We start from the raw sequence: 24,749 nt of genomic DNA, 5'->3' as shown, positions 1-24,749 counted from the left end.
GCGCCCGGTCCGGTCCCGCCGCTCGCCGCCCTTCCCTCCGGGGAGGGCGGCGAGCGCGTCCGCTCGTCACCCGCCTCCCCCGGCTTCCTCGCACCACCAGGAAGGGCCCCCTTGTTCCACGTTCCTCCGCCCCGGCGACGGATCGCCGCGGCCGCCATGGTCGTCCTCGCCGTCACGGCGGCGGGTCTGACGACTCCCGCCGGAGCCACGACGCCCTCGTCCGACGGCTCGACGGCCGCCCTCGCCGCAGCCACGGGCACGGCCACGCAGCAGGACGTCCCCGCGCTGCCGGCCGGCTCGCGCCTGGCGAGCTCCGGTGTTTCGGGGTTCCTGACGAGTCTGTCGACGCCGGGCGGGATCGTCGAGTACCGCTGGACGCGGTACGCGGACGGCGTCACGACCCTGCTGCCGCCCGGCCCGTACCGGGGCGGCAACCAGACGGACTTCGCCGTGCGGTCGGCCGGGAGCGTGCACACGCTGTACGACCTCGGCTCCGGCGCCGATCCGGTGGCGGTCGACACCGCGGGGCTCGGCCCGGACGCGCAACTCAGGCAGGTGATGGGCGCCACCCTCGTCATGTCGAAGCCCGACGGCGCCAGGGGCACCGAGGTCCACCTGGTCAGCAAGCCCGCGGACACCGTCCTCGACCGCAAGGTCACCGGGCTGCCCGCGAACGCCTCGAACCTCCTCACCGACATGTCCTCGGTCGACACCCTGATCCTCAGGTACGTCACGGCGGGCACGACCGAGCAGCACCTCGCCCTGGTGGACATGGCCACCGGCGCTGTCGTCGAGGACCGGGTCCTGCCCACCGCCCGCGTCGAGGGCGCAAGCAGCACGTCCGCCACTCATATGGCCTGGACCGAGGTCGCCGATCCGCAGAACGTGACCCTGGCGGTGGCCCGGCGGGGCGACACCTCGACAGCGCCCGAGCGGGTCTTCCTGGGGTCGGGAAGCGTTCGGGCCGAGCTGCTCGGCGACGACTGGGTCGCGTACGGCCTGGACGAGACCGGGCAGTACCACCCCAATACCCTCTACGGCCTGACGGCCCGTTCCCTGACGACCGGGAAGACCGTCAAGGTCCTGGACAGCGTGCAGGGCATCATCCCCGACGGCGACGGCCGACTGCTCGTGCGGGGCGGCACGGTCGAGCACGGCAGGGGCTTCTACCGGGTCTCGGTCGGCGCGGACGGCACTCCCGTCGCCACCCTCCTCGCGCGCACGAACGAACCCATCGTGATCGAGGCGAAGGTGTACAAGCCGCTCCCCGAGGTCGTCGACTTCGGCAGCGGTGACGCGTACTTCTGGTGGGAGCTCAACCGCGGCAACACCGAGCTGACGGTCCAGGTGACGCACACCGCGTCCGGGAAGCGGTGGACCTCCAGGACCGGGAGCGCCGACCGGCCCGGCATCGGCGGTGCACACTGGACCGGCCTGTTCGACGACTACACCGCCGCCTACAACGGCGACTACACCTGGCGCATGACGGTCCGTCCCTCCGACGGCATCGGCCCGGCGGTGGAGCAGACCGGCACGCTCAAGGTCGCGAACAAGCCCGCACCGCACGACTTCTCCGACAGCGGCTCCCCGGACCTGCTCGTCAAGGACAGCTCCGGTCGGCTGATCGGCTACGACGCCCGCCAGACGCTGTACCACACCGGGAAGTGGGGCAACCCGGAGAAGCGCGAGCAGGTCGACCACGGCCTGGGCTGGAACACCTACGACCGCCTCGCGGCCCCGGGGAACATCGGCGGCTCCGCGCACGCCGATGTGCTCGGCCGGGACCGGTCGGGTGTCCTGTGGCTCCACACGGGCGACGGCAAGAGCTTCGCGCCGCGTACGAAGATCGGCGCAGGCTGGCAGGTCTACGACCGGCTCACCGGTGGCAGCGACCTGAACGGCGACGGCCGGCCCGACCTGGTCGCCGCCGACAAGGCCGGGGACCTGTACCTGTACAAGGGCACCGGGAACGCCGCCGCGCCCTTCGCGCCCCGCACGAAGATCGGCTGGGGCTGGGGCATCTACAACCAGCTCACCGCCACCGGCAACATCGCCGGAGCCCCCGCGGGAGACCTCGTCGCCCGCGACGGGGCCGGTGTCCTCTGGCTCTACCTCGGCAAGGGCGACGGCACCTTCGCGCCCCGGATCAAGGTCGGCGCCGGCTGGGACCGTTACACGGACATCGTGGGAGTCGGCGACACCAACCGGGACGGCCGCCCCGATCTCGTCGTGCAGGGCGTCATGGGCGGCACGTACGAGACCCTCGCGCACTACGAGGGCACGGGTGACTGGCGCGCGCCCTTCGGCTCCCGCCAGCGTGTCTACAACCCCGAGGAGCTCGGATCGGGAGTCGTCACCCTCTTCTGAGCCGGCTGACGGCCGGTCGTCAGAACGCGAAGACCTTCCCCGTCTCCACGCTCAGGAGGCACGCGTTGGCGTACGTCTTCTTCCAGGTGACCGGCTCGTTGTCGTACGTGCCCTCCGCCGTGGCCGTGACCGGGTCGTAGACCATCGGGCAGATGGCGTCGGGGGTGACCGGCAACTGGTCGAAGTCACCGCCCGCGGCACGGAGTTCTTCGCAGGCCGCCTCGGCCTCGGGGTGGGTGCCGCCGGTCGGGCGGCAGCCGAGCAGGGCCGCCTCGATGTCGCCGGTCGCGTCGGAGGTGACCGTGAGGAGGATCCGGGTGGCCGGGGCGGGAGCGGCGGCGCCGGCCGTCCCGGCGAGGGCGACGCCGGCGACGGCGGCCGTGGCCAGCGTGAACGCGAGGGTGCTCTTCATGCCCCGGGCAACGAAGGGTGCCGTCACGGGTCACCGGGCGCCACCCGGATGCCCGCGAGGTTCATCCGCTCCGCCGCGCACGGCACCCTGATGGAGCCAACTATCCGTACGATTCTGTGACTTGAAGAGCGGTGCGGATCGCAGGATAGCCTCGCTATCCTGTTGATCATGCAGGGGGATGCGGACATCGACAGCGCGCGCCTGGACGGCAGCGGAGCCCTACCGCTCGAACCGGGGGACCCACGGCGGATCGGCGCTTTCAAGCTTCTCGGCGTACTGGGCTCCGGCGGCATGGGGCGGGTCTATCTCGGCGCCGTGCCGGGGAAGTTCGCGGCGGTCAAGCGGGTGCTGCCCGTGCTGGCCGAGGACGCGGACTTCCTGAGCCACTTCGGGCACGAGCTGGACAACCTGGCCAGGCTGCCCGCCGGGGCCAGTGTGCGGCTGCTCGCGAGCGACAGGACGGCGAAGCCGCCGTGGTTCGCGACCGAGTACATCCCGGGGGTCACCCTCAACGAGGCCGTCAGGCTCCACGGCGGGCCGCTGCCCACCGAGGCGCTGTGGCGGCTGCTGCGGGAGGCGGCCACCGCGCTGCGGGCGGTGCACGCCGCCGACATGGTGCACCGGGACCTCAAGCCGTCCAACGTGATGCTCACCTCCGGCGGTCTGTCGCTCATCGACTTCGGCGTCGCGCGCGCCGCCGACCAGAGCCGGCTGACCCGGACCGGCATGGTCATCGGGACGCCCGCTTACATGGCGCCGGAGCAGGCGGTCGCCGACCCGCGGCTGACCGGACAGGCGGACGTCTTCGCCCTCGGCAGTCTGCTGCTGTACGCGGCGACCGGCCGCCCGCCCTTCGGCGACGGCTCCGGACCCGGCCTGCTCTACCGCGTCGTCCACGGCGAGCCCGACTTCGGGCGGCTCACGGAGACCGCCCCCGCCCTGGCCCACCTCGTGAAGTCCTGCCTCGCCAAGGACCCCGCGGCCCGGCCCACCGCCGCCGAGGTCGTCGAGCTGACGGAGGACTACGCCGACGACACCCCGTGGCCCGCCGCCGTCATGGCTCCGGTCGCGGCGCGGGACGCGTTCGCCACGACCGTGCCCACGGCCGAGGAGCTCGCGGAACTCGGGGGCGACCAGCCCGAAGCGGCGAGGGACGACACGGGCCAGGACATCGGGACCGTGGCGCTCGTGCAGCGGCCGCCGACGGAGCCCGCCACGGCGGGGGCCGACGTCGCGGCGCCCACGGCGAAGCGGGAAGGCCGCCGCAACCGGTTCGTCATGCTCGCCGTGCCCGTCGTCGTGGCCACCGGCACGACCCTGACCGTCGCCCTCGGCCCGTACCAGATCGGCCGCCAGGGCGGGCCCGACGCCTCGGCCGCGCGGCCGCCGTCCGCCTCCGCGTCGCAGTCGGCCTCGCCCGGCACCACCGCGCCGCCGACGGGGACCGCGACCCCGTCGACCTCGGCCTCGCCCTCGTCGGGGGCTCCCGCCTCCCCGTCCGGAACGCCTTCCGGGACCGGGCCGGACGGTTCGGGCGCGGCGGGAGGTGGCGCCGCGGCCGGTGGTGGAGCCGGCGGCGGGGCGGCGGCCGGCGGCACCGGCACCGCGTCCGGCGGCGGCAGCGGGGGCGGGGACGCGTCCGGGGGCGGCTCCCGGCCGACCACCCCGAAGACCACGAACCCGGCGCCCCCGCCGTCCGGTGGCGGCTCGTCGACCTCGGGGACGTACTCCCTGGAGAACGCCGGCAACGGCCAGTGCCTCGTCGAGTACAACCCCGGGTACGGCATCTTCGCCAACACCCACGAGTGCGGTGTCCTGCCCAACAACAGCGGCAGCGCCTCGTACGCCTGGACCTACTCGGCGGGCGCGAACGGGGCCTTCCGGCTGGTCAGCAGGAACACCGGCAACTGCCTCCAGTCGGGCGGGAACCCCGGCGGTGTCGGCGTCGCCGCCTGCAACGGCTCCAGCGGCCAGCTGTGGAAGATCCACGCCACGACGTCGTCCGGCCGGACGATCAAGAACGTCGCCAACGGGGAGTGCATGGTCGTCGGACCGCCGTTCCTGACCACGGCCGCCTGCGACTCGGGCAGCCGCGCCCAGCTCTGGCGGAACATCGCTCCTCTCTGACGGCTCCTACCGGCGCGAGGCCGGGCCGAAGACGGGGACGGCGACCTCGCCCTCCGCGCGGAAGGCGACCTCCAGGTCCATGCCGATCCGGAGGTCGGCCTCCGCCACCCCCAGCACCTCGGTCATCATCCGGGGGCCTTCGGCGAGGTCGACGACCGCCGCCACGTACGGCACACGGTCGCCGAAGGGCGGGAGATCGTTGCGGTGGACGACGGACCAGGTGTAGAGCGTGGCCCGGCCGCTCGCGGGTTCCCAGGTCACGTCCTCGCTCCAGCAGTGCGGGCAGAACTCGCGCGGGTAGTGGTGCGCGCGGGCGCAGCCGGCGCAGCGCCGGAGCAGCAGCCGGCCCTCGCCCGCGGCCTGCCAGTAGGGGCGGGTGAAGGAGTCGATGTCGGGGTCGGCGGCCGTCACAGGAAGAGTCCGATCGCATGGTCGAGGGACCAGGTCTGCCAGGACAGTGCGAAGAGGGCGACGAGCGAGATCAGCGCCATCATCGCGTTCTGCCCCTGCTCGGCCCAGTCATGGATCATCAGGACGAGGTAGAGGAGGTTGAGGAGCAGGCCGCCGATCAGGGCGACCGGGGTGAGGAATCCGAGGATCAGGCCGAGCCCCAGGGCAAGCTCGGCGTAGACGACGACGTACGCCATCAGCTTGGGGCGCGGCGCGACGACCGCGTCGAAGCCGCGCTTCACGAACGGCCAGCGGTGCTTCCCGGCGACGTCCGCCGCCCACGCGATGCCCGTGCCGCGCTCGAACCAGCCCTTCCTGTCCTTGTGGCGCCAGCTCTCCAGCCACCACAGGCCGAGGCCGATGCGGAGGACGGCGAGCCATTCGGCGCCGGTGAGCCAGACGGTCTGCATCGGCGGTACCTGCCCCTCCCGAGATTCGATCTGACGGTACGTCAGCTATCGACGTCAGTTCAGCGGATGGGGGCTCGGCCGCGCAAGACCCCCGCACGCCTCCACGCACCCCCACGCGCCTCCACGCATCCCACCCACGCGTGACCGTTTCGCAACCGAACCCCCTCTTGACCGAGACCCAACAAGTGAGCAGCTCGTTACGCTGAGCACTCATGGTCAACACCCCCCAATCCAGACCCGATCACCCCGTTTACGTCATCGGGGGCGGGCCCGGCGGCCTCGCCGTCGCCGCCTCGCTGCGCGCGCAGGGCGTCCGGGCCGTCGTCCTGGAGAAGTCCGACGCCGTCGGCGCCTCCTGGCGCTCGCACTACGACCGGCTGCGGCTGCACACCACCCGCCGGCTCTCCGCGCTCCCCGGCCTCGCGATGCCCCGCTCCTTCGGGCGCTGGGTCGCCCGCGCGGACGTGGTGCGGTACCTGGAGAAGTACGCCGAGGTGCACGAGCTGGAGATCGTGACCGGCGTCGAGGTCAGCCGGGTCGAGCGGGCCGGCGAGGACTGGCTGCTGCACGCGACCGGCGGGCGCCGGCTGACCGGGCGGGCCGTGGTCGTCGCCACGGGGTACAACCACACGCCGCGCCTGCCCGAGTGGCCGGGGCTCGCGTCGTACGGCGGCGAACTCGCGCACGCGAGCGCGTACCGCAACCCGGCCCCCTACGCCGGGCGGGACGTCCTCGTCGTCGGCGCCGGGAACACGGGCGCCGAGATCGCGGCCGACCTCGTCGAGGGCGGGGCGGCACGGGTACGGCTCGCGGTGCGCACGGTCCCGCACATCGTGCGCCGCTCGACGGCCGGGTGGCCGGCCCAGCGGACCGGCATCCTGGTCCGCCGACTGCCGGTGCGGCTGGTGGACAAGGCGGGCGAACTGATGGCCCGCGTCGCCGTGCCGGACCTCTCCGAGCACGGGCTCCCCCGCCCGGACACGGGGCTGTACTCGCGGGTGCGGGAGGGTGCGATCCCCGTGCAGGACGTCGGGCTGATCGACGCGGTGCGGCGGGGCGCGGTGGAGATCGTGGGCGCCGTCGCCTCCTTCGACGGCGACAAGGTCGTCCTCGCGGACGGCTCGGCGATCACCCCGGACGCGGTGATCGCGGCGACGGGCTACCGCCGCGGCCTGGAGCCGCTCCTCGGCCACCTCGACGTCCTGGACGAGCGGGGACGGCCGGTGACCCACGGGGCACGGACGCCGCAGGGGGCGCCCGGCCTCTACTTCACCGGGTTCACGAACCCGATCAGCGGGATGTTCCGCGAGATGGCGATCGACGCGGAGAAGATCGCGCGGGCGATCGGGAAGGCGCACAGGCCGTAACGACGACGGTTCCTCTCCACCCGAGATCCTCACGTCCCGCCCATTCCTGACTTGCCGTCAGTTCTGTAATCTGACTGAGCGTCAGGTAAATCGTCATGGGCGGAAGGGTGGAGCGGAACGATGCTCGGATCGACTCACGGCACCTTCACCACCGATCTCCGCGCCCGCGTGGTCGCCTGCGGCGAGCATCCCGGGCCGAGCGGTCACGTCGTGCACGGCGTGACCGCCGTCGAGGGCGATGTGGACGTCAGCGGGCGGGCGTTGCACGCGGCCGTGCCGGACCTCGACCGGTTCTTCCGGCCCGGGTCCGTCGCCGTCGTCGGGGCCTCGGACACCGAGGGGCGGCCCAACACCGGGATCACGCGCCAGCTGATCGCCTGGGCCGAGCGGGTCGGCGCCCGGCTCGTGCCCGTGCACCCGACCCGTACGACCGTGTTCGGGATCGACTGCGTGCCGTCCGTCGGGGCGCTCCCCGAGCCGGTCGACCTCGCCGTCCTGCTCGTCGCCGACCCCCTCCCCGTGATCGAGGAACTCGCGGAGGCCAAGGTCAGGTTCGCCGTCGCCTTCGCCTCCGGGTTCGCCGAGACCGGCGGCGAGGGCGCCGCCGCGCAGGAGCGCCTCGCCGACGCCGTACGGCGCTCGGGGATCCGCCTCCTCGGCCCGAACACCAACCTCAACGCCTTCGAGCGGTTCCGCGACGACCTCGAAGGCCCGGCGATCGCGCTCATCACGCAGTCGGGCCACCAGGGGCGGCCCGTCCACACCCTTCAGGAGCTGGGCGTACGGCTCTCCCACTGGGCGCCGACGGGCAACGAGGCCGACCTGGAGACCGCCGACTTCATCTCGTACTTCGCGACCCGGCCCGAGGTCGGGGCCATCGCCTGCTACGTCGAGGGCCTCAAGGACGGCCGCTCCTTCCTGCTCGCCGCCGACCGCGCGGCCCGCGAGGGCGTGCCCGTCGTCGCCGTGAAGGTCGGGCGGACCGAGACCGGCGCGCGGATGGCGGCCTCGCACACCGGCAAGCTCACCGGCGCCGACCAGGTCGTGGACGCGGCGATGCGCCAGTACGGGGTCATCCGGGTCGACGGGCTCGACCAGCTCCAGGACACCTCCGCCCTGTTGGCGCGGGCGCGCAAGCCGGTCGCGGACGGTGTCGTCGTGTACTCGATCTCCGGCGGGACCGGCGCCCACTTCTCCGACCTCGCCACGGCGGCCGGGCTGCGCCTGCCGACGCTCCCGCAGGCCAAGCAGGACGAGCTGCACCAGTGGATCCCCGACTACCTGAACGTCGCGAACCCCGTCGACAACGGCGGCCACCCGGTGGGCGACTGGCGCGGCCGGAAGATCATCGACGCGATCCTGGCCGACCCGTCCGTCGGGGTGCTGATCTGTCCCATCACGGGCCCGTTCCCGCCCATGAGCGACAAGCTCGCCCAGGACCTGGTGGACGCCGCCGAGGCCACCGACAAGCTGGTGTGCGTGGTGTGGGGGTCGCCGGTCGGGACGGAGGCGGCCTACCGCGAGACCCTGCTCGGCTCCTCGCGCGTCGCCACCTTCCGCACGTTCGCCAACTGCATCGGGGCCGTCAAGGCGTACCTCGACCACCACCGCTTCACCACCGCCTACCGCTCCCCCTTCGACGAGGCCCCGCGCACCCCTTCGCCGTCCTTCCGCAAGGCGCAGGCCCTGATGCGGCCGGGCCGGCAGCTCAGCGAGCACGCCGCGAAGCAGCTGCTGCGGGCGTACGGGATCCGGGTGCCGCGCGAGCAGCTGGTGACGAGCGCGGCGGCGGCGGTCCGGGCGGCCGGTCTGGTCGGCTACCCGGTGGTGATGAAGGCCTCCGGCGCGCAGATCGCCCACAAGACCGAACTGGGGCTGGTGAAGGTCGGGTTGACCTCGGCGAGCCAGGTGCGGGACGCGTACCGCGAGCTCACCGACATCGCGCGCTACGAGGGCGTGGACCTGGACGGGATCCTGGTCTGCCAGATGGTGGGGCGCGGGGTCGAGATGGTGGTGGGCGTGACCCGCGACCCGCTCTTCGGCCCGACGGTCACGGTGGGGCTCGGGGGCGTCCTGGTGGAGGTCCTGAACGACGCGGCCGTGCGCGTGCCGCCGTTCGGCGAGGACCAGGCCAGGGACATGCTCGGGGAGCTGCGCGGGCAGGCTCTGCTGAAGGGCGTACGAGGGGCCCCGCCGGCGGACGTGGACGCGCTGGTCGAGGTCGTGCTGCGGGTGCAGCGGATGGCCCTGGAGCTGGACGGCGACCTCGCCGAACTGGACATCAACCCACTGATGGTGCTGCCCCGGGGGCAGGGCGCGGTGGCGCTCGACGCGCTCGCGGTGTGCCGATAGGAGCGAACCGATTCATGACGGACGACCAGCCTGACGATCTGCTGCACGGCGTCGAGAACGGCGTCTCCTGGATCACGCTCAACCGGCCGGAGGCGATGAACGCGGTCACCTGGGACCAGCGGGAGCGGGTCATCGCCCTGCTGGCCGAGGCCACCGCCGACCCCGGCGTACGGGCGGTCGTCCTGACGGCCACCGGGCGGGGCTTCTGCGCGGGCGCGGACCTGCGCGGGGCGCCCGCCTCGGGCGGCGAGCGGATCGCGGGCGACGTGGCACGGACGATCCGGCTCGGGGCGCAGCGCCTCATCGGCGCGGTCATGGACTGCGAGAAGCCGGTGATCGCGGCGGTCAACGGGACGGCGGCCGGGATCGGGGCGCACCTGGCGTTCGCCTGCGACCTGGTCCTCGCGGCGGAACCGGCGAAGTTCATCGAGGTGTTCGCGCGCCGGGGCCTCGTACCGGACGGCGGTGGGGCGTATCTGCTCCCCCGGCTGATCGGGCCGCAGCGGGCGAAGGAGCTGATGTTCTTCGGCGACGCGGTGACGGCCCAGGAGGCGAGGGAGCTGGGCCTGGTGAACCGGGTGGTGCCGGCCGAGGAGCTGGAGAAGACCGCCCGCGAGTGGGCCGAGCGCCTGGCCCAGGGCCCGACGCGCGCCCTCGCCCTGACGAAGCAGCTGGTCAACGCCTCCCTCGACACCGATCGCACGACCGCCTTCGCGGCGGAGGCGGCGGCACAGGAGATCAACATGACGACCCGGGACGCGAACGAGGGCGTCGCGAGCTTCGTGGAGCGCAGAACGGCGCGGTACGAGGGCCGTTGAGGCTGCTTGCCCGTCGTACGAGGCTTCTCATCTGACGATCCGTCAGCTTCAATGGGAGATGTGATGGGACACGCTGGGATGGCGGCCACCGCCGTCCGATACCTCAGATCGGCCGGGTCGCCGACGGCCGTCGAACCGCTCCCCCGCCCCCTGCTGCGCGCGGTCGGGGAGGACGAGCGGCTGCCCGTCGACCCGGCCGAGTTCCGGCGGGTCCTCGGCCACTTCGCGAGCGGCGTCACCGTCGTGACGGCCCTCGACCCCGACGGGCCGACCGGCTTCGCCTGCCAGTCCTTCGCGTCGCTCTCGCTGGACCCGCCCCTGGTGGCCTTCATGGTCGCCCGTACGTCGACGACCTGGCCCCGGCTCGCCCGGGCGGGCGTCTTCTGCGTCAACGTCCTGGGCGCGGACCAGCGGGAGTTGTGCCTGGGCTTCGCGAGAAGCGGCGCGGACAAGTTCGCGGGGGTGCCCTACGACGCCGCCCCGGCGACCGGCTCCCCCCGGCTGACCGGCGCCCCGGCCTGGATCGACTGCACGATCGCCACCGTCCACACGGGCGGCGACCACCTGATCGTGGTGGGCCGCGTGGAGGCCCTGGGCACCCCGGGCGAGGACGGGGACGCGGGACCGGGCGAGGGCGAGCCGCTGCTGTTCCACCGGGGGCGGTTCGGGCGGTTCAGCGGGTAGACACCCCTAAGGGGTGCCGGCCCGGGCGCCGCGGCGGGCACGGACCAGCAGGACGCCCTTCACCACGTAACCGGCGGCGATGAACGCGGCGCCGACGAGGGTGAGCCAGAACCAGTGGTCCGCCACCAGCAGGCTCAGCATCACACCGGCGAAGAGCACCAGGCCGCCGACGGTGTCCAGCAGATCGAGCCGCGCCCCGGTGCGCGCCGTGGGGTCGGCTCGGCGCAGCCGGCGGACGACGGTGACGACGGAGAGGCCCTGCAGAACGGCCAGGCCGAGGGCGGCCCATACAGCCCAGTCGGGTATGTCCATGGCGCGCACTGTAGCCCGGCCCGGAGCCCGGTCCGGGCATCGGGAGGGTGAACTCCTGGGCACCGCACGGTGATCGGGCGCCTTGGCTAGAGTCGGCGCCCATGACCGACCTCGCGATCGAACCCTGGCCCGAACCCCCGCTCGCCGGAAGCGAGGCCGCCGCCGTCGTCGGCGCGCTCGAACGGCAGCGGGCGACGCTGGCCTGGAAGTGCTCCGGCCTGGACGCGGACGGGCTGCGGGCCACGCTCGGCGCGTCCACCGTCACGCTCGGCGGGCTGCTCAAGCACCTGGCCCACGTCGAGGACAGCCACTTCGCCCGGCTCTGGCTCGGCACCCCCGTCCGCGCGCCCTGGGACTCCGTCGACTGGGAGGCCACCCCGGACTGGGACTACCGTTCCGCCGCCGAGGACACCCCCGAGGAACTGCACGCCCTCTGGCGGGAGTCGGTCGCCCGCTCCCGCGCCGTCGTCGACGAGGCGCTCCGCGCGGGCGGCCTCGACCAGCTCGGCGCCTTCACCACCAGGAGCGGCGAGCGCCCCAACCTCCGCCGCATCCTCCTCGACCTGGTCGAGGAGTACGCCCGCCACGCCGGGCACGCCGACCTGATCCGCGAGTCGGTCGACGGGCTCACGGGCGAGGACCCGCAGGGGTAGGACGGCGCCGGATGACGAGGGCCATCAGGGCCGCCGCCGCGCACAGGGCGCCGGAGGCGTACCAGACGACGTCGTAGGAGCCGAAGACGTCGCGGGCGACGCCGCCGGCGAAGGCGATGGCCGCGGCGCCGACCTGGTGGGAGGCGAGGACCCAGCCGAAGACGATGGCGCTGTCCTCGCCGTAGTGCTCGCGGCACAGGGCGATCGTCGGCGGGACGGTGGCCACCCAGTCGAGGCCGTAGAAGACGATGAAGAAGAGCATCGGCGGGTGGACCGTGGGCGCGAGCAGCATCGGCAGGAACAGGAGGGACACGCCTCTCAGCGCGTAGTACACCGCCAGCAGGCGGCGCGCCTCGAAGCGGTCCGTGAACCAGCCGGAGGCGATCGTGCCGACGACGTCGAAGACCCCGATCACGGCGAGCAGCCCGGCCGCCGCGGTGATCGGCATGCCGTGGTCGTGCGCGGCCGGTACGAAGTGGGTCTTCACCAGGCCGTTCGTCGAGGCGCCGCAGATCGCGAAGGTGCCCGCCAGGAGCCAGAAGGGGCCGGTCCTGGCCGCCTTGAGGAGCACGGTCACGGCCCGCCGCGCCGCGCCCGTGACCGGGGCGGGCTTGGGGACGTACTCCCCGCCGTAGGGCGCGAGGCCCACGTCGGCCGGGTGGTCCCGAAGGAGCAGCCAGACGAAGGGGACGACCGCGAGCGCGGCGAGCGCGACGGTCACGGCCGCCGGACGCCAGCCCTCGTTCTCGACCAGCCAGGACAGCAGGGGCAGGAAGACCAGCTGGCCCGAAGCCCCGGCCGCGGTGAGGATGCCGGTCACCAGGCCGCGGCGGGCCACGAACCACCGGTTCGTCACCGTCGCCGCGAACGCCAGCGCCATGGAGCCGCTGCCGAGGCCGACGAGGACGCCCCAGTACAGGACGAGTTGCCAGGGCTCCGTCATCCACACCGTCAGGACCGAGCCGAGCGCGATCACGCTCAGCGCGACCGCGACGACCTTGCGGATGCCGAAGCGGTCCATCAGCGCGGCGGCGAACGGCGCCGTCAGACCGTAGAGCGCGAGGTTCACCGACACCGCGAAGCCGATCGTGCCGCGCGACCAGTCGAACTCGGCGTGCAGCGGCTCGATGAGCAGCCCCGGCAGCGAGGCGAAGGCCGCCGCACCGATGATCGTCACGAAGGTGACGACCGCGACGAACCACGCGCGGTGGATCCGGGGCGTACGGGCGGGGGTGGGGCTCGGCGCGGCGGCCGCGCCGGTGGTGTCGGTTGTCTGGGTCACGTCACACAGCTTCGTGACCCGGCCCCCTCCCCACCATTGGCCCGAATGACAGCTTTCGCAAGGATCGGGACAAGCGCCGGGGCAGGGATCGGGACAAGCGCCGGGGCAAGGATTGGGACAAGTACCCGGACAAGGATCGGGGCAGAGGTCGGGACATCAGCCCTCCCGCGCGCTCCCCGCCGCACGCACCGCCCGCGCCCACAGCCACCTGCCCGTCACACCCGTCACCAGCAGTCCCAGCAGCAGTGCCGCCAGGGAGAGCCCCGGGCCCGACGCCCATCGCACGTCCGGCGCGTGGACGGCCAGGACCGCGCCCGCCGCGAGCGCCACGGAAGGGACGGCGAGCAGGGCCGGGCGGAGGCGGGCCAGGTCGTCCTCGGCCAGCGCGCCGAGTACGCCGACGCCGAGCGCGAGCGCCCACACCCCGAGGCCCTGGGCGTCGGCGCGGTTGACCTGCCACGGCACGAACCCGGACCAGAAACCGGGGACCGCCAGCAGGCCCGCCCCGATGCCCGCCCACCCCGAACCGAGCACCGCGAGCGCCGGCTTCGACCAGCCGGGGAGCGCGGCGAGGCGCTCAGGAGCCACCCGCTCCGGGGGCCTGACCGACGGACGCCGGTACTGGAGCACGAGACAGAGCACCGCCGCCGCGGCGAGCGCCCCCAGCGTCACGACCCAGCCCAGGCTGAAGAGGACGAGGAACAGCGAGCCGCCCCGCGCCACCCAGAGCGCGTCGCCGTTGACCAGGCTCACCGCGAACAGGCCGACGAGCACGATCACCAGGGGCCAGACGAGGGTGCGCGCCTCCTCCCAGACGCGCGCCCTGCCGACGGTGAACAGCGCGGGCGCCACGCCCGCCATCGCCGCCCCGACGAGCCCGGGGCTGACCGCCTCCGGAGACGTCCAGGCGCCCGCCGCGTACCCGGCCGCGCTCGCCACCGCGAGCAGCGCGCCGACGGTGAGACTGACGACGGCCGTGACCTGCGCCAACAGCACCACCCCCGAGGAGAGTTCACGCCCCGGGACCGCTCCCACCCCGCCGCTCACGCCCGCGCCGCCTCCGCCCCCGACTCCGACTCCGCACCCGCACCCGCACCCGCACCCGTTTCGGCATCGGCATCGGCCTTCGCCCGCATCCGCTCCCCCCGCGCAAGCACCTCGCGGCCGTGCATCACCCGCAGGCTCACCACCGCGGTCGCCGCGTACGCCATGACCCCGCAGCCGATGGCCGCGCCCGCGACGAGGGATGTCCACGGGTCGAGGCGGACGAGCCGTTCCAGGGCGAGCGCCGCGCCCGCGGAGAACACCGGGGCCAGGCAGAGCGCGGCGAGGTGCAGCCGCCACTCCTCCCGCGCCCACCCGTCTCCCCGCCGCCCCGCGCGCACGTGGGCGACGGCCATGACCGCGTAGGTCGCCGCGTACGGGACCAGGTACCCGAGGAGCAGTCGCGGCCCCTCCGCGCCCGGGCCGTCCAGGAGGGCCACGGCGAGCCAGGCCATCCCGGCCGCGCCTGCCACGTGCGCGGCGACGAGGACGGGCGTCGGGCACCAGGTGCCCGAGACGCCGGGGACCTGGGTCCGCCGGTCGAGGCCGCGCGAGGCGAGCAGCGCGCCGAAGACGACCACGGAACCGAGGTGCATGACGGCGATCCGGTTGATCTCGGCCATGGAGAGCCCGGGGAACAGCCAGGGCAGGCCGCCCCATTCGAGCCGCAGCAGCGGCGCGGTCATCAGGTAGCCGTAGCAGAGCAGCATCCACCGCTGGTGCAGGTCGGGGAAGCGGCCGAGAGCGGCGAGGACGCCGAGGGTCACGCTGCCCACGGTGCCGACGAGGATCGTGGCGAGGACGACCCAGAACGCGGCGCCGCTGAAGGCGTCCTCGGGCGCCGTACGGGCCAGATAGAGCGCGGCGCCCGCCATCGAGGCGTACACGGTGAGCGCGAACACGGTCCCGGCGACCTGGTGCAGCCGGCGCCTGCGGCGGACCGCCGAGAGGTACTGGAGCGGGCCGAGCAGCATGAGCAGCCCGCCCAGGACCGAGTGGACGATCAGCGGGAGCAGGCTGCGGCCGTACGGTCCGATCCGGTCCCGTACGACCTCGGCGACGTACTCGGGCGACACCATCCGGCCCATGATCCACTCGCCGAAGGCGGGCGCCCCTGGCGAGGCGTACGGCCACAACTGGGTCATGGCGACGGGTGCGTACGCCACGCAGCTCACGGTCACCGCGACGGCGGCCACCCTCCCCCACCGGACATCCATCAGCCGCTCCTCACACCTCGGCCGATAGTCCTTTCTGGACTATCGAGGGGCTAGGGAGGAAGGTAGGGGTCGGTGTTACCGGCGGTCAACGGGTCTGCGCGAAGGCGCCGTGTCCGCCCGGAGGTCAGGGCTCGCGCTGTTCGACCCACTGCCAGAAGTCGACCATCATCCGCTCGTACCGGATGCCGAACTCCAGCGCCTCACGCTGCCCCCGGGTCAGCAGTTCCCCCACGCTCCCCGCGAGCGCCTCGTACTCGTCGAGCGTCCGCCGGTGCTCCTCGACCTGGACCGGGGCGTGCACGCGCGGGCTGGCCCCGAACCAGAGCTTGAGGATGCCCCGTTCACGCGCCTCGACCGGCACGAAGGCGGGGTCGTCGAGCCAGCCGGACAGGGCCTCGGCGCCCGCCTCGGTGAGCCGCATCAGCCGCCGGTTCCGCCCGCCGGGCTGGCGGACCTCGGACAGCAGCCCGGCCTCCACGAGGCGGTCGCACTGGGCGTAGACCTGCGCGTGCGGCATCGACCAGAAGGGCGCCACCGTGCGCGCCGCCTCCACCTTCACGTCGTACGGGCTGGCCTCGCCGAGCTTGTCGACGATGCCGAGCACGAGGTACGAGGGCGTGGTCAACCGGACTTCAGACATGTCCGGACCGTACCGGCTGCCGGCCGCCCTCCCCCTACGCTCGCCCACTGCCCCCGCCGCCTACGCCCGGGGCAGCGTCCTGATCGGCCGGACGACGAGCAGCGCCACGACCACCAGGACCGCGATCACGGCCCCCGCAAGCAGGACCTCCTCCGTGCCGACCGCCTCGGCGACCGGGCCCGCGAGCGCACGGCCCGCCGCCATCATCAGCAGCGAGCCCGCCACCTCGTAGGCGTGCATCCGGTTCAGCGCGTCCTGCGGCACGTGCGTCTGGACCGAGGTCGACCACATCACCAGCCAGAACGCGAAGGCCGCGCCGCCCAGGAACTGCCCGAGGGCCAGCACGGCGACGGGCGCGCCGAAGCCGAGCAGGGCGAGGTTGACCGGCAGGCCGAGCAGGGCGACCGCGCCCGCCGCGAGCGGGCGGCGGGGCCGCAGCCGCAGGGCGAGCAGCCCGCCGGCCGCGTTGCCCGCGCCCGCGACGGCCATCAACCAGCCGTAGGTGGCCGAGCCGTGGTCGCCGGTGACCAGGGTCGCGGTCAGCGGCACCATGGGCCCGGCGACCGTGAGGCCGTACACCGTCCAGATCACGATCACGCCCCACAGCCAGCGGCGCGCGGTGAACTCCCGCCAGCCGACGGCCATCTCCGCGCGCAGCGAGCCGCGCCGGACCGCGTCGGCGGGCAGGGCGGGGAGCCGCATCAGGGTGAGGCAGACCGCGCTGACGGCGAAGGTCGCGCCGTTGAGGCCGAAGGCGGCGCCCGCGCCGCCGGTGACCGCGACGAGGACGCCCGCGACGGCCGGACCGGCCATCGTCATCAGCGACTCGACGACGCGCAGCACGGCGTTGGCGCGCTGCACGTCCGGGGCGATGCGCGGGATCGTGGAGGCGACCCCGGGCTGGAAGAGCGCGGCGCCGATGCCGCTGAGGGCGCTGAGCGCGTACACCGCCCACAGGGGCGGGCTGCCGAGGGCGAAGGCGACGGCGAGGACGGCCGCGCCGGGCAGCCGCATGAGATCGGCGAGGACCATCATCCGGCGCGCGGTGAACCGGTCCGCGAGGACCCCACCGACGATGACGAACAGCGCGAAGGGCCCGATCCAGGCGCCGAGCGCGTAGCCGACGGAGGAGCCCGGGTACCCGGCGCCGAGCAGTCCGGCGGCGAGGGCGACGGGCACCATGCCCTCGCCGAAGACGGCGGCGGCCCGGGCCACGAAGAAGAGGCGGAAGTCGCGGTTCCAGAGCGCGGGGGCCCCGGACGGAAAGGCGCCCGGTACAGCGCCCGGTACGGCGCCCGGAAGGGTTCCGGGAATCGGGTCCCGGCCCGCAGACTTGTAGGACCGGTAGGAGTCGGAGGAAGGGTCGAGGCTGTCCGTCGGCTTGTCCGTCACGGCTCCGACTTCTAGCAGAAGTGGTCTACACCACCAAGGGATTTTTTGTGCCGCACCGTATCGCCGTCCTGGCCCTGCCCGGCCTCCTCCCCTTCGAGCTGGGCATTCCCCACCGGATCTTCGGCCGCGCCAAGGACGCCGACGGGCGGCCGCTGTACGAGATCGTCACCTGCGCCCCGGTCGCCGGCCCGGTCCCGACGGACGCGGACTTCGCGATCCAGGTGGAACACGGCCCGGAGGCGCTCGCCACGGCCGACACGGTCGTCGTGCCCGCCTCCTACGAACTGGGCCCGGTGTACGACGAGGGCCGGCTGACCGACGAGCTGGCGGCCGCGCTCGCCCGCATCCGGCCCGGGACCCGGCTCGTCTCCATCTGCACGGGCGGCTACGTGCTCGCCGCCGCCGGGTACCTCGACGGGCGGCCCGCCACCACCCACTGGGCCTCGGCCGCCCACTTCCAGCGGCTCTTCCCGAAGGTGCGGGTCGACGCGGACGTCCTCTTCGTCGACGACGGGGACGTGCTGACCTCGGCCGGCGTCGCGGCCGGGATCGACCTGTGCCTGCACATCGTGCGCCGGGACCACGGAAGCGCCGTCGCCAACGAGGTGGCCCGCAGGACCGTCGTCCCCCCGCACCGGGACGGCGGGCAGGCCCAGTACATCGAGCGCCCGCTCCCCGAGGCCGGCGCGTCGACGACGACCTCGGCGCGGGCCTGGGCCCTCGCGCATCTGCACGAGCCGATCCAGCTGCGGGACCTGGCGGTGCGGGAGTCGATGAGCGTACGGACGTTCACGCGCCGCTTCCGCGAGGAGGTCGGCATCAGCCCCGGCCAGTGGCTGACCCAGCAGCGGGTCGAGCGGGCCCGCCACCTCCTGGAGTCCACGGACCTGCCGGTCGACCAGGTCGCCAGGGACGCCGGCTTCGGCACGCCCCAGTCGCTGCGCTCCCACCTCCAGACGGCGATCGGCGTCACGCCGACGACGTACCGCCGGACGTTCCGGACGATCCGGCCGGGTGCGGCGGCTGATCGGAGCGGGCGAGCCGCTCTCTGAGCGCCGCGTTCTCGGCCTCCAGGAGTCCGATGCGCTTGCGGGCGAAGTACAGCTCCATCACGGCGTCCTGGAACTCGGCGACGAGCTGTTCGGGGGTCAGTTCCATGTCTTCCTCGGGTCAGGGCTCGGTGCTCAGGCCGGGGCGATGACGGTCTCGGTGCCGGAGGGGCCGCGCCACTTCAGTGCCCCGTTCTGCGCGAAGAGGACACCGCCGTTGGTCGGGTCGGAGGTCGGGGCCGTGGTGGCGTTGCGGATACCGATCACGCCGTCGCCGCCGCCGTACGACTCGGCGCCCGTCACCCCGAACATCGCGTTGTGGGCCGCCAGCGCACCGCTGTTGAGCACCCGCAGCTTCGCCACGCCCGCCCGGTCGCGGAACTCCGCGAGGCGGCTCGTGGAGTCCGCATTGGCCTGCATCAGCAGACCGATCGCCGAGTCCCGCTGGGCGATCTCCACACGACCGCGCGGAGTGGCGCCGATCGCGACGCCGATGCCCACCGCTCCCGAACCCTTCACCACGAAGTCGTCCACGCCGTTGTTCCGCAGCGTGACGAGGTTGCCCTTCGTGGGCCCGGTGGTGTGCGTGACGAGGATGCCCTGGGCGGCGGTGCCGCCCGGCGTGCCGGTGACGCCCTCCGTCTCCAGGTAGACGGAGACCGCCGCGGCTCCCCCGTCCGAGGCGTCCTGGTAGCCCCGGTGCAGGATTTTGAGCGTGCCCCTGGCCTTCTCCGTGCCGGACAGGTACATCGCCGAGTCCTCGGGGTTGTCCGAGACGACGTTCAGCGCCACGCCGTTGCCCGCCACACCGTCCTGGTGGACGGTCATCGCGTGCAGCTTCCACGTCTCCGCCGTGGAGACCGTCCGGAACGAGGACGTCGTACCGCCGTCGGTCCGGAAGTTCCGGGCGGCCACCTCGCCCGGGTAGGTCACGTCCCCCTCGGCCGCCTCCGCCTCGGAGGCGGTCGCGGTTCCGGCCGCCACCGTCACGGCCCCCGCCGTGAACGCCCCCAGGAACAGCCTGCGCGTACTGGTCACTTCGACTCCTCGTCCCGCCCCTTCACGACGGAACGGCACGCTACGCGCTCGCTGTCCTCGGCCACCAGTGCGGGACGGGCGTCCGCGCGGCCGCGCCGCCACTCGCCCGCCACGCCGATCGCGGTCAGGAGCAGCGTCAGGGCGACGCCCCAGAGGATCGCCGTGGACGGCGCCACGACCTTCAACAGGCCGCCGGCCAGGGTGCCGCTCGCGGCGTAACCGGCGCCGACGGCCGCGTACATCACGGAGTAACCGGCGGCCAGGGCGTGCGGCGGCAGGATCTGGCGGAGGGCCAGGTTGCGGGTGAGCATCGCCGGGGCCTGGAGCAGTCCGGCGAGGACGAGAGCGGTGGCGATGGCGCCCGTCCAGGGCAGGACGGCGACCAGCGCGACGCCCGCGGAGACGCCCAGGATGAGAAGCGCGCTCTGCACAGGCAGCGGACCGGGCCAGCCGCCGCGGAGCCCGTACACGAACGCGCCGACCGCCGAGCCGATCGAGAACCCGGCGAGCAGGGGTCCGGCCCAGCCGATCCCGATCGCCCGCTGTTCCAGGAGGGCCGGGAGGATCAGCTCGGCGAGGGCGAGCAGGGTCAGGCTCGCCGCGCCCGTGACGTAGACGGGCCAGGCCCGGACGAGGACGCGGCGCATCGGCTCGCCGCCTGAGCCCTTCGCCTCGACCCGCCAGCCCCCGGGCAGCGCCCACAGACCGGCGACGGAGGCCGCCATCAACCCGCCCTGGAGCAGCAGGGGTACGCCGGGGCCGACGCCGAGGGCGAGGCCGGTCGCGAGGGCGGGGGCGGCGGCCCAGATGCCGAAGGTGAGGACGGACTCCATGGAGAGGGCCTGGGTGACGGCCTTCTCCGGGACCATGCCGGTCAGCAGCGCGCGCAGCCCGCCGGGCGCCGCGGCCGGGCCCGCGCCCGCGAGGAAGGCGAGGGCACCGAGGGCGACCGGGTGGGCCGTCCCGGCGAGCCCGAGTCCGAGGCCGGTGAAGGCGACCGCGCCGACCGCGAGCCCGACGGCCAGGTGCGGCCTGGCCCGTTCGGCGTCGAGGCGGATGCCGAGGACGGGGGCGGCGACGATCTCGCCGAGCACGTACGCGGCGGCCAGGACGGCTCCCAGGGTGTAGCCGCCGGGCCGCTCGCGGACCAGGAACACGAGCGCGAGCGGCGCCATGGCGACCGGCAGCCTGGCGCCGACGGCGACGGCCGACCAGGCGAGGACGGGGCGGGTGACGAGGTCGCGGTAGGCCATGAACTCGACCGTAGTCGCGGCCTCGCGGCCACGCCTCCCTTTAGAAGGTCAGCACCCCGCGGGCGACCTTGCCCTGTTCGGCGTCCTCCGTCGCCCGGGCGAACTCCTCCACGGGGTAGGTGGCGGTGACGAGTTCGTCGAGCAGGAGGCGGCCCTCGCGGTAGAGCTCGGCGTAGAGCGCGATGTCCTTCTGCGGGCGGGAGGACCCGTAGCGGCAGCCCAGGATGGACTTGTCGAGGAACATCGCGGCGGGCGGGAAGCTCGCCTCCGCGGTGGGCGCGGTCATGCCGAGGAGGATCGCCTGGCCGTGCCGGTCGAGGAGGTCGATCGCCTGCCGGACGAGGCCCACGTGGCCCACGCACTCGAAGACGTGGTCGGCGCCGGTGGGGAGGATGTCGCGGACGGACTCGGCCGAGTTCAGGAAGTGCGTGGCGCCGAAGCGGCGGGCGGTCTCCTCCTTGGCCGGGTTGGTGTCGACGGCCACGATCGTGAGCGCGCCGGCGATCCGTGCGCCCTGGAGGACGTTGAGCCCGATGCCGCCGGTGCCGATGACGACGACGCTCTCGCCCCGGTCGACCTTGGCGCGGTTGAGGACGGCGCCGACGCCGGTGAGGACCCCGCAGCCCATGAGCGCGGCGGAGGTGAGCGGGATGTCGGAGGGGATCCTCACGGCCTGGACGGCCTTGACGACGGTCCGTTCCGCGAAGGAGGAGTTGGAGGCGAACTGGTAGAGCGGCGCGCCGGAACCGCTCCGGGAGAACGGCTGCTTGGGCATCCCGATGGCCTTGCGGCACATGGTGGGCCGGCCGCGGTCGCAGTCGGGGCAGGCGCCGCAGTTGGCGAGCGTGGAGAGCGCGACATGGTCGCCGGGGCCGACGTGGGTGACGCCGGGGCCGACGGCCTCGACGACCCCGGCGCCCTCGTGGCCGAGGACGACGGGGGCGGGGAAGGGGATCGTGCCGTCGATGACGGCGAGATCGCTGTGGCAGAGCCCGGCGGCGGCGACGCGCACGAGCACCTCACCGGGGCCGGGGTCGCGGACCTCCAGGTCGTGCACGACCTGGACCTGCTTGCCGTCGTAGACGACACCTCTCATGTGCGTGCTCCTTCTGTCTGTCGCGCGAGTCGTGGGGCGGAACTCGTCGTGCGCGGGTCAGCCGTCGAGCCCGGAAGCCACCCGTCGAGGCCCGGAGATCAGCCGTCGAGCCCGGAAGCCACCCGTCGGGGCCCGGAGGTCAGCCGTTGGGCCTTGCGCCCTCCGCCGCCGCCTTCGCCATCTCCTCCAGACGGGCCAGCATCGGCATCGGGTCGGTGCCGACCGTCCCGGGCAGGAAGTCCGCGATGCGTTCGGGGGTCCAGGCGCCGGACTCCGCGTAGCCCGCGCGCAGTTCCCTCGGTTGGGCCCAGACCGCGATCTTGGGGCCCGCGATCGTGTAGACCTGGCCGGTGATCCGCTCCTCGCGCGCCCGGTCCGAGAGCAGGTAGACGACGAGCGCCGCGACGTCCTCCGGTTCGCCGATCTCCTTCAGCTCCATGGGCACGTTCGCCGACATCCGCGTCCGCGCCACCGGCGCCACCGCGTTCGCCGTGACCCCGTACTTGTGCAGGCCCAGCGCGGCCGACCGCACCAGCGAGATGATCCCGCCCTTGGCGGCCGAGTAGTTCGCCTGCGCCACCGACCCCTGGTGGTTGCCGCTCGTGAAGCCGATGAGCGTGCCGCCGCCCTGCTTGCGCATGACCGCGGAGGCCGCCCGGAAGACGGTGAACGTGCCCTTCAGGTGCGTCGCGACGACCGGGTCCCACTCCTCCTCGGACATGTTGAAGAGCATCCGCTCGCGCAGGATGCCGGCCACGCACACGACCCCGTCGATCCGGCCGTACTCCGCGAGGGCGACGTCGACGATCCGCTGCCCGCCCGCCATCGTCGAAATGTCGTCGGCGACCGCGACCGCCGAACCCCCGGCGGCCTCGATCTCCTTCACCACCGCGAGCGCGACCTCCGACGTGGGCGCCCCGCCCTCGATGGAGACCCCGTAGTCGTTGACGACGACCTTCGCGCCCTCCGCCGCGCAGGCGAGCGCGACCGCGCGGCCGATCCCGCGCCCCGCTCCCGTCACCGCCACGACCTTGCCTGCCAAGAAGTTCCCCACGCCCGGCCCCTTCCCGCACTTTCTGACGGTCCGTTAGATTCGTTCGTCAGCTGGATTCTACGACCCGTCAGATACCGGAGAACAAGACCCGCGGAGGCCCCGATGTCAGATCCCGCGCCCCACCCCTCCTCACTCCCGGCCGAATTCCACGACATCGCCAAGCGCGTCAACAACTGGGGCCGCTGGGGCCGGGACGACGAGATCGGGACGCTCAACCTGATCACCGACGAGGTGGTCCGGGACGCCGTGGCGACCGTCCGCTCCGGCCACCGCGTCCCGCTCGCCCTGGACCTGAAGCAGGACGGCGTGCAGACCGGCATGATCCCGGGCCGGGTCAACCCGCTCCACGTCATGGTCCAGATCAACCAGGAGCTCTTCGGTCCCGGCACCGTCGCCACCAGCGACGACGCCGTGACCCTCGGCCTGCAGGCCGGCACGCACTGGGACGCCCTCACCCATGTCTCGCACTCGGGGAGGATCTACAACGGCCGCCCCGCCGACACCATCACGCCGCACGGCCGCTCCGCGTACAGCGGCATCCACACCGCCCGCCACATCGTCAGCCGCGGCGTCCTGCTCGACGTGGCCGCCGCCAAGGGTCTCGACCGGCTGCCGGGCGATCACGCCGTCACCCCCGAAGACCTCGACGAGGCCGCCGCGTTCGGCCGGGTCACGGTCCGGACCGGCGACATCGTGCTCGTACGGACCGGGCAGATCCAGCTGTACCTCGCCGGGGACAAGCACGGTTACGCGTTCCCGTCCCCCGGCCTCTCCGTCCGGACGCCCGAGTGGTTCCACGCCCGTGATGTGGCCGCGGTCGCGAACGACACGCTGACCTTCGAGATCTTCCCGCCGGAGATCGAGAACCTCTGGCTGCCCGTGCACGCCCTCGACCTGGTCGAGATGGGGATGCTCCAGGGGCAGAACTGGAATCTGGAAGCCCTGTCCACAGCCTGTGCACAGCGCGAGCAGTACGCGTTCCTGCTCTCCGCGATGCCCGAGCCCTTCGTGGGCGGTACGGGCACACCGGTCGCACCGGTCGCCGTCCTCTGAGCCGTCCGCCGATCCACCGGCGGCCTACGTACGGGTGGCGGCGCACTCGCGCGCGCCCCGAGCACGGCACGACCCGCCGCCACCCGGACACGACCCGCACTCGTCGAGGGCCGCGGAACCTCCACGCCCGCCCTCGTCGTCCCCTCGCAACGAATCGCTCACCCCAGAGTGAACAAACCGCCACGAACCGTCAACAGTGCACCGAGGCCGCGGGGCCTGACGCCGCAGTCGCGGGCTTCGTCGGCACCCCCCGGTCCACCTCGCACCAGATGGACTTGCCGGCGCCCTCGCGCTGCCAGCCCCACCGGTCGGCCAGGCCGTCCACCAGCTCCAGGCCTCGCCCGTTGGTGTCCTCGCCCTGGGCGTGCCGGGGCTGCGGCGGCCGGTCGCTGGAGTCGGCGACCTCGACCCGCACCGTGCCCGCCTCGGGGCAGCCCGCGCCGAACAGCATCCGCAGCACGGCCGGACAGCCGGTGTGCACCACGGCGTTGGTCACGAGCTCGGAGATGAGCAGCACCAGCGTCTCGGCCAGCGGCTCGTCATCCTCTATGCCCGACCCGACGAGCCTCGAACGCGCCCATCGCCGGGCTCGCCCCACCTCCGCCGGGTCGGGCCCGACCTCCAACTGAACCTGAAGCACCTGCACCGTTCACACCATCCGAACCGGCGGACACATCGC

24 protein-coding genes are annotated in these 24,749 nt (G+C 73.5%); 9 read left to right on the top strand and 15 right to left on the bottom strand.

Annotated features, from left to right (window positions below; all coding sequences use genetic code 11):
• Positions 1-111: 111 nt before the first annotated feature.
• The gene (locus AB0E14_RS04555) at positions 112-2,367 is read left to right on the top strand and encodes a VCBS repeat-containing protein (RefSeq protein ID WP_362411836.1); all 2,256 of its coding nucleotides are present in this window, start codon (positions 112-114) and stop codon (positions 2,365-2,367) included.
• 19 nt (positions 2,368-2,386) lie between these two features.
• Here AB0E14_RS04555 and AB0E14_RS04550 read toward each other — a convergent pair whose 3' ends face one another.
• On the bottom strand, positions 2,387-2,779 hold the full coding sequence (locus tag AB0E14_RS04550; protein ID WP_362411833.1) for an SSI family serine proteinase inhibitor: 393 nt from the start codon (positions 2,777-2,779) through the stop codon (positions 2,387-2,389).
• A 168-nt stretch (positions 2,780-2,947) separates the two neighbouring features.
• Between AB0E14_RS04550 and AB0E14_RS04545 the strand changes: the two genes are divergently transcribed.
• Positions 2,948-4,906 (top strand): protein kinase, encoded by a 1,959-nt coding sequence (locus AB0E14_RS04545; protein WP_362411830.1) that lies wholly within the window; start codon positions 2,948-2,950, stop codon positions 4,904-4,906.
• Between the two features lie 6 nt (positions 4,907-4,912).
• Here AB0E14_RS04545 and AB0E14_RS04540 read toward each other — a convergent pair whose 3' ends face one another.
• Positions 4,913-5,317, bottom strand: coding sequence for a Zn-ribbon domain-containing OB-fold protein (locus AB0E14_RS04540; RefSeq protein WP_362411827.1), 405 nt, complete (start codon positions 5,315-5,317; stop codon positions 4,913-4,915).
• Entirely contained in the window at positions 5,314-5,766 is a 453-nt protein-coding gene (locus tag AB0E14_RS04535) for a DoxX family membrane protein (RefSeq protein WP_362411824.1), read from the bottom strand. Before AB0E14_RS04535 ends, AB0E14_RS04540 begins: the two co-directional genes overlap by 4 nt.
• A 212-nt stretch (positions 5,767-5,978) precedes the next feature.
• Here AB0E14_RS04535 and AB0E14_RS04530 point away from each other — a divergent pair, with 212 nt between their 5' ends.
• From AB0E14_RS04530 to AB0E14_RS04515, 4 genes are all read left to right on the top strand, one after another.
• Positions 5,979-7,133: an NAD(P)/FAD-dependent oxidoreductase gene (locus AB0E14_RS04530; RefSeq protein ID WP_362411821.1), complete on the top strand. Its 1,155-nt coding sequence runs from the start codon at positions 5,979-5,981 to the stop codon at positions 7,131-7,133.
• Positions 7,134-7,253: 120 nt separating this feature from the next.
• Positions 7,254-9,485, top strand: coding sequence for an acetate--CoA ligase family protein (locus tag AB0E14_RS04525; protein ID WP_362411818.1), 2,232 nt, complete (start codon positions 7,254-7,256; stop codon positions 9,483-9,485).
• A gap of 14 nt (positions 9,486-9,499) precedes the next feature.
• Positions 9,500-10,303 (top strand): enoyl-CoA hydratase-related protein, encoded by an 804-nt coding sequence (locus tag AB0E14_RS04520; protein ID WP_362411815.1) that lies wholly within the window; start codon positions 9,500-9,502, stop codon positions 10,301-10,303.
• A gap of 78 nt (positions 10,304-10,381) precedes the next feature.
• Positions 10,382-10,987, top strand: coding sequence for a flavin reductase family protein (locus AB0E14_RS04515; RefSeq protein WP_362411893.1), 606 nt, complete (start codon positions 10,382-10,384; stop codon positions 10,985-10,987).
• Positions 10,988-10,993: 6 nt separating this feature from the next.
• Here the strand turns inward: AB0E14_RS04515 and AB0E14_RS04510 are convergent, their stop codons facing one another.
• Positions 10,994-11,299: a hypothetical protein gene (locus AB0E14_RS04510; RefSeq protein ID WP_362411812.1), complete on the bottom strand. Its 306-nt coding sequence runs from the start codon at positions 11,297-11,299 to the stop codon at positions 10,994-10,996.
• A gap of 101 nt (positions 11,300-11,400) precedes the next feature.
• Between AB0E14_RS04510 and AB0E14_RS04505 the strand changes: the two genes are divergently transcribed.
• The gene (locus tag AB0E14_RS04505; RefSeq protein WP_362411809.1) at positions 11,401-11,952 is read left to right on the top strand and encodes a DinB family protein; all 552 of its coding nucleotides are present in this window, start codon (positions 11,401-11,403) and stop codon (positions 11,950-11,952) included.
• Here the strand turns inward: AB0E14_RS04505 and AB0E14_RS04500 are convergent.
• The 5 genes from AB0E14_RS04500 to AB0E14_RS04480 form a co-directional block, all read right to left on the bottom strand.
• On the bottom strand, positions 11,927-13,234 hold the full coding sequence (locus tag AB0E14_RS04500) for an MFS transporter (RefSeq protein ID WP_362411806.1): 1,308 nt from the start codon (positions 13,232-13,234) through the stop codon (positions 11,927-11,929). The two genes, AB0E14_RS04505 and AB0E14_RS04500, sit on opposite strands and share 26 nt — an antisense overlap.
• A gap of 156 nt (positions 13,235-13,390) precedes the next feature.
• On the bottom strand, positions 13,391-14,281 hold the full coding sequence (locus tag AB0E14_RS04495) for a hypothetical protein (protein WP_362411803.1): 891 nt from the start codon (positions 14,279-14,281) through the stop codon (positions 13,391-13,393).
• Entirely contained in the window at positions 14,278-15,495 is a 1,218-nt protein-coding gene (locus tag AB0E14_RS04490) for a DUF2306 domain-containing protein (protein WP_362411800.1), read from the bottom strand. The genes AB0E14_RS04495 and AB0E14_RS04490 overlap by 4 nt, the downstream gene beginning before the upstream one ends.
• Before the next feature lie 124 nt (positions 15,496-15,619).
• Complete coding sequence (locus tag AB0E14_RS04485; RefSeq protein WP_362411797.1) at positions 15,620-16,135, bottom strand: PadR family transcriptional regulator; 516 nt, start codon at positions 16,133-16,135, stop codon at positions 15,620-15,622.
• 60 nt (positions 16,136-16,195) lie between these two features.
• Positions 16,196-17,527, bottom strand: a complete 1,332-nt coding sequence (locus AB0E14_RS04480; protein ID WP_362411793.1) for an MFS transporter — start codon at positions 17,525-17,527, stop codon at positions 16,196-16,198.
• Positions 17,528-17,574: 47 nt separating this feature from the next.
• Here AB0E14_RS04480 and AB0E14_RS04475 point away from each other — a divergent pair, with 47 nt between their 5' ends.
• Positions 17,575-18,579, top strand: coding sequence for a helix-turn-helix domain-containing protein (locus tag AB0E14_RS04475; RefSeq protein ID WP_362411790.1), 1,005 nt, complete (start codon positions 17,575-17,577; stop codon positions 18,577-18,579).
• On the opposite strand, the gene AB0E14_RS04470 is transcribed toward AB0E14_RS04475, so the two are convergent.
• The 5 genes from AB0E14_RS04470 to AB0E14_RS04450 all read right to left on the bottom strand — a co-directional run bounded on the left by AB0E14_RS04470 (position 18,497) and on the right by AB0E14_RS04450 (position 23,017).
• Positions 18,497-18,685: a hypothetical protein gene (locus AB0E14_RS04470; protein ID WP_362411786.1), complete on the bottom strand. Its 189-nt coding sequence runs from the start codon at positions 18,683-18,685 to the stop codon at positions 18,497-18,499. The genes AB0E14_RS04475 and AB0E14_RS04470 overlap by 83 nt on opposite strands.
• 26 nt (positions 18,686-18,711) lie before the next feature.
• The gene (locus AB0E14_RS04465; protein ID WP_362411783.1) at positions 18,712-19,614 is read right to left on the bottom strand and encodes a hyaluronoglucosaminidase; all 903 of its coding nucleotides are present in this window, start codon (positions 19,612-19,614) and stop codon (positions 18,712-18,714) included.
• Positions 19,611-20,867, bottom strand: a complete 1,257-nt coding sequence (locus AB0E14_RS04460; protein WP_362411781.1) for an MFS transporter — start codon at positions 20,865-20,867, stop codon at positions 19,611-19,613. Before AB0E14_RS04460 ends, AB0E14_RS04465 begins: the two co-directional genes overlap by 4 nt.
• 40 nt (positions 20,868-20,907) lie before the next feature.
• Entirely contained in the window at positions 20,908-21,963 is a 1,056-nt protein-coding gene (locus tag AB0E14_RS04455) for a Zn-dependent alcohol dehydrogenase (protein WP_362411778.1), read from the bottom strand.
• Between the two features lie 139 nt (positions 21,964-22,102).
• On the bottom strand, positions 22,103-23,017 hold the full coding sequence (locus AB0E14_RS04450; protein ID WP_362411775.1) for an SDR family oxidoreductase: 915 nt from the start codon (positions 23,015-23,017) through the stop codon (positions 22,103-22,105).
• 102 nt (positions 23,018-23,119) lie between these two features.
• On the opposite strand from AB0E14_RS04450, the gene AB0E14_RS04445 reads away from it, so the two are divergent.
• Entirely contained in the window at positions 23,120-24,070 is a 951-nt protein-coding gene (locus tag AB0E14_RS04445) for a cyclase family protein (protein WP_362411772.1), read from the top strand.
• Between the two features lie 190 nt (positions 24,071-24,260).
• Here the strand turns inward: AB0E14_RS04445 and AB0E14_RS04440 are convergent, their stop codons facing one another.
• Positions 24,261-24,716: an ATP-binding protein gene (locus AB0E14_RS04440; RefSeq protein WP_362411769.1), complete on the bottom strand. Its 456-nt coding sequence runs from the start codon at positions 24,714-24,716 to the stop codon at positions 24,261-24,263.
• Between the last annotated feature and the right edge of the window lie 33 nt (positions 24,717-24,749).

It is taken from the genome of Streptomyces sp. NPDC047981 (assembly GCF_040653315.1).
Lineage (GTDB): Bacteria > Actinomycetota > Actinomycetes > Streptomycetales > Streptomycetaceae > Streptomyces.
Note: the sequence above shows the minus strand (reverse complement) of the source record. Positions and strands in the feature narration are given on the sequence as shown.

What these genes read in the sequence shown, in the direction of transcription:
- AB0E14_RS04545 (WP_362411830.1), top strand. Translation starts at nt 2,948, where the DNA reads ATGCAGGGGGATGCGGACATCGACAGCGCGCGCCTGGACGGCAGCGGA.
- AB0E14_RS04530 (WP_362411821.1), top strand. Translation starts at nt 5,979, where the DNA reads ATGGTCAACACCCCCCAATCCAGACCCGATCACCCCGTTTACGTCATC.
- AB0E14_RS04515 (WP_362411893.1), top strand. Translation starts at nt 10,382, where the DNA reads ATGGCGGCCACCGCCGTCCGATACCTCAGATCGGCCGGGTCGCCGACG.
- AB0E14_RS04535 (WP_362411824.1), bottom strand. Translation starts at nt 5,766, where the DNA reads ATGCAGACCGTCTGGCTCACCGGCGCCGAATGGCTCGCCGTCCTCCGC.
- AB0E14_RS04490 (WP_362411800.1), bottom strand. Translation starts at nt 15,495, where the DNA reads ATGGATGTCCGGTGGGGGAGGGTGGCCGCCGTCGCGGTGACCGTGAGC.
- AB0E14_RS04520 (WP_362411815.1), top strand. Translation starts at nt 9,500, where the DNA reads ATGACGGACGACCAGCCTGACGATCTGCTGCACGGCGTCGAGAACGGC.
- AB0E14_RS04485 (WP_362411797.1), bottom strand. Translation starts at nt 16,135, where the DNA reads ATGTCTGAAGTCCGGTTGACCACGCCCTCGTACCTCGTGCTCGGCATC.
- AB0E14_RS04445 (WP_362411772.1), top strand. Translation starts at nt 23,120, where the DNA reads ATGTCAGATCCCGCGCCCCACCCCTCCTCACTCCCGGCCGAATTCCAC.
- AB0E14_RS04525 (WP_362411818.1), top strand. Translation starts at nt 7,254, where the DNA reads ATGCTCGGATCGACTCACGGCACCTTCACCACCGATCTCCGCGCCCGC.
- AB0E14_RS04505 (WP_362411809.1), top strand. Translation starts at nt 11,401, where the DNA reads ATGACCGACCTCGCGATCGAACCCTGGCCCGAACCCCCGCTCGCCGGA.
- AB0E14_RS04510 (WP_362411812.1), bottom strand. Translation starts at nt 11,299, where the DNA reads ATGGACATACCCGACTGGGCTGTATGGGCCGCCCTCGGCCTGGCCGTT.
- AB0E14_RS04460 (WP_362411781.1), bottom strand. Translation starts at nt 20,867, where the DNA reads ATGGCCTACCGCGACCTCGTCACCCGCCCCGTCCTCGCCTGGTCGGCC.
- AB0E14_RS04550 (WP_362411833.1), bottom strand. Translation starts at nt 2,779, where the DNA reads ATGAAGAGCACCCTCGCGTTCACGCTGGCCACGGCCGCCGTCGCCGGC.
- AB0E14_RS04470 (WP_362411786.1), bottom strand. Translation starts at nt 18,685, where the DNA reads ATGGAACTGACCCCCGAACAGCTCGTCGCCGAGTTCCAGGACGCCGTG.
- AB0E14_RS04455 (WP_362411778.1), bottom strand. Translation starts at nt 21,963, where the DNA reads ATGAGAGGTGTCGTCTACGACGGCAAGCAGGTCCAGGTCGTGCACGAC.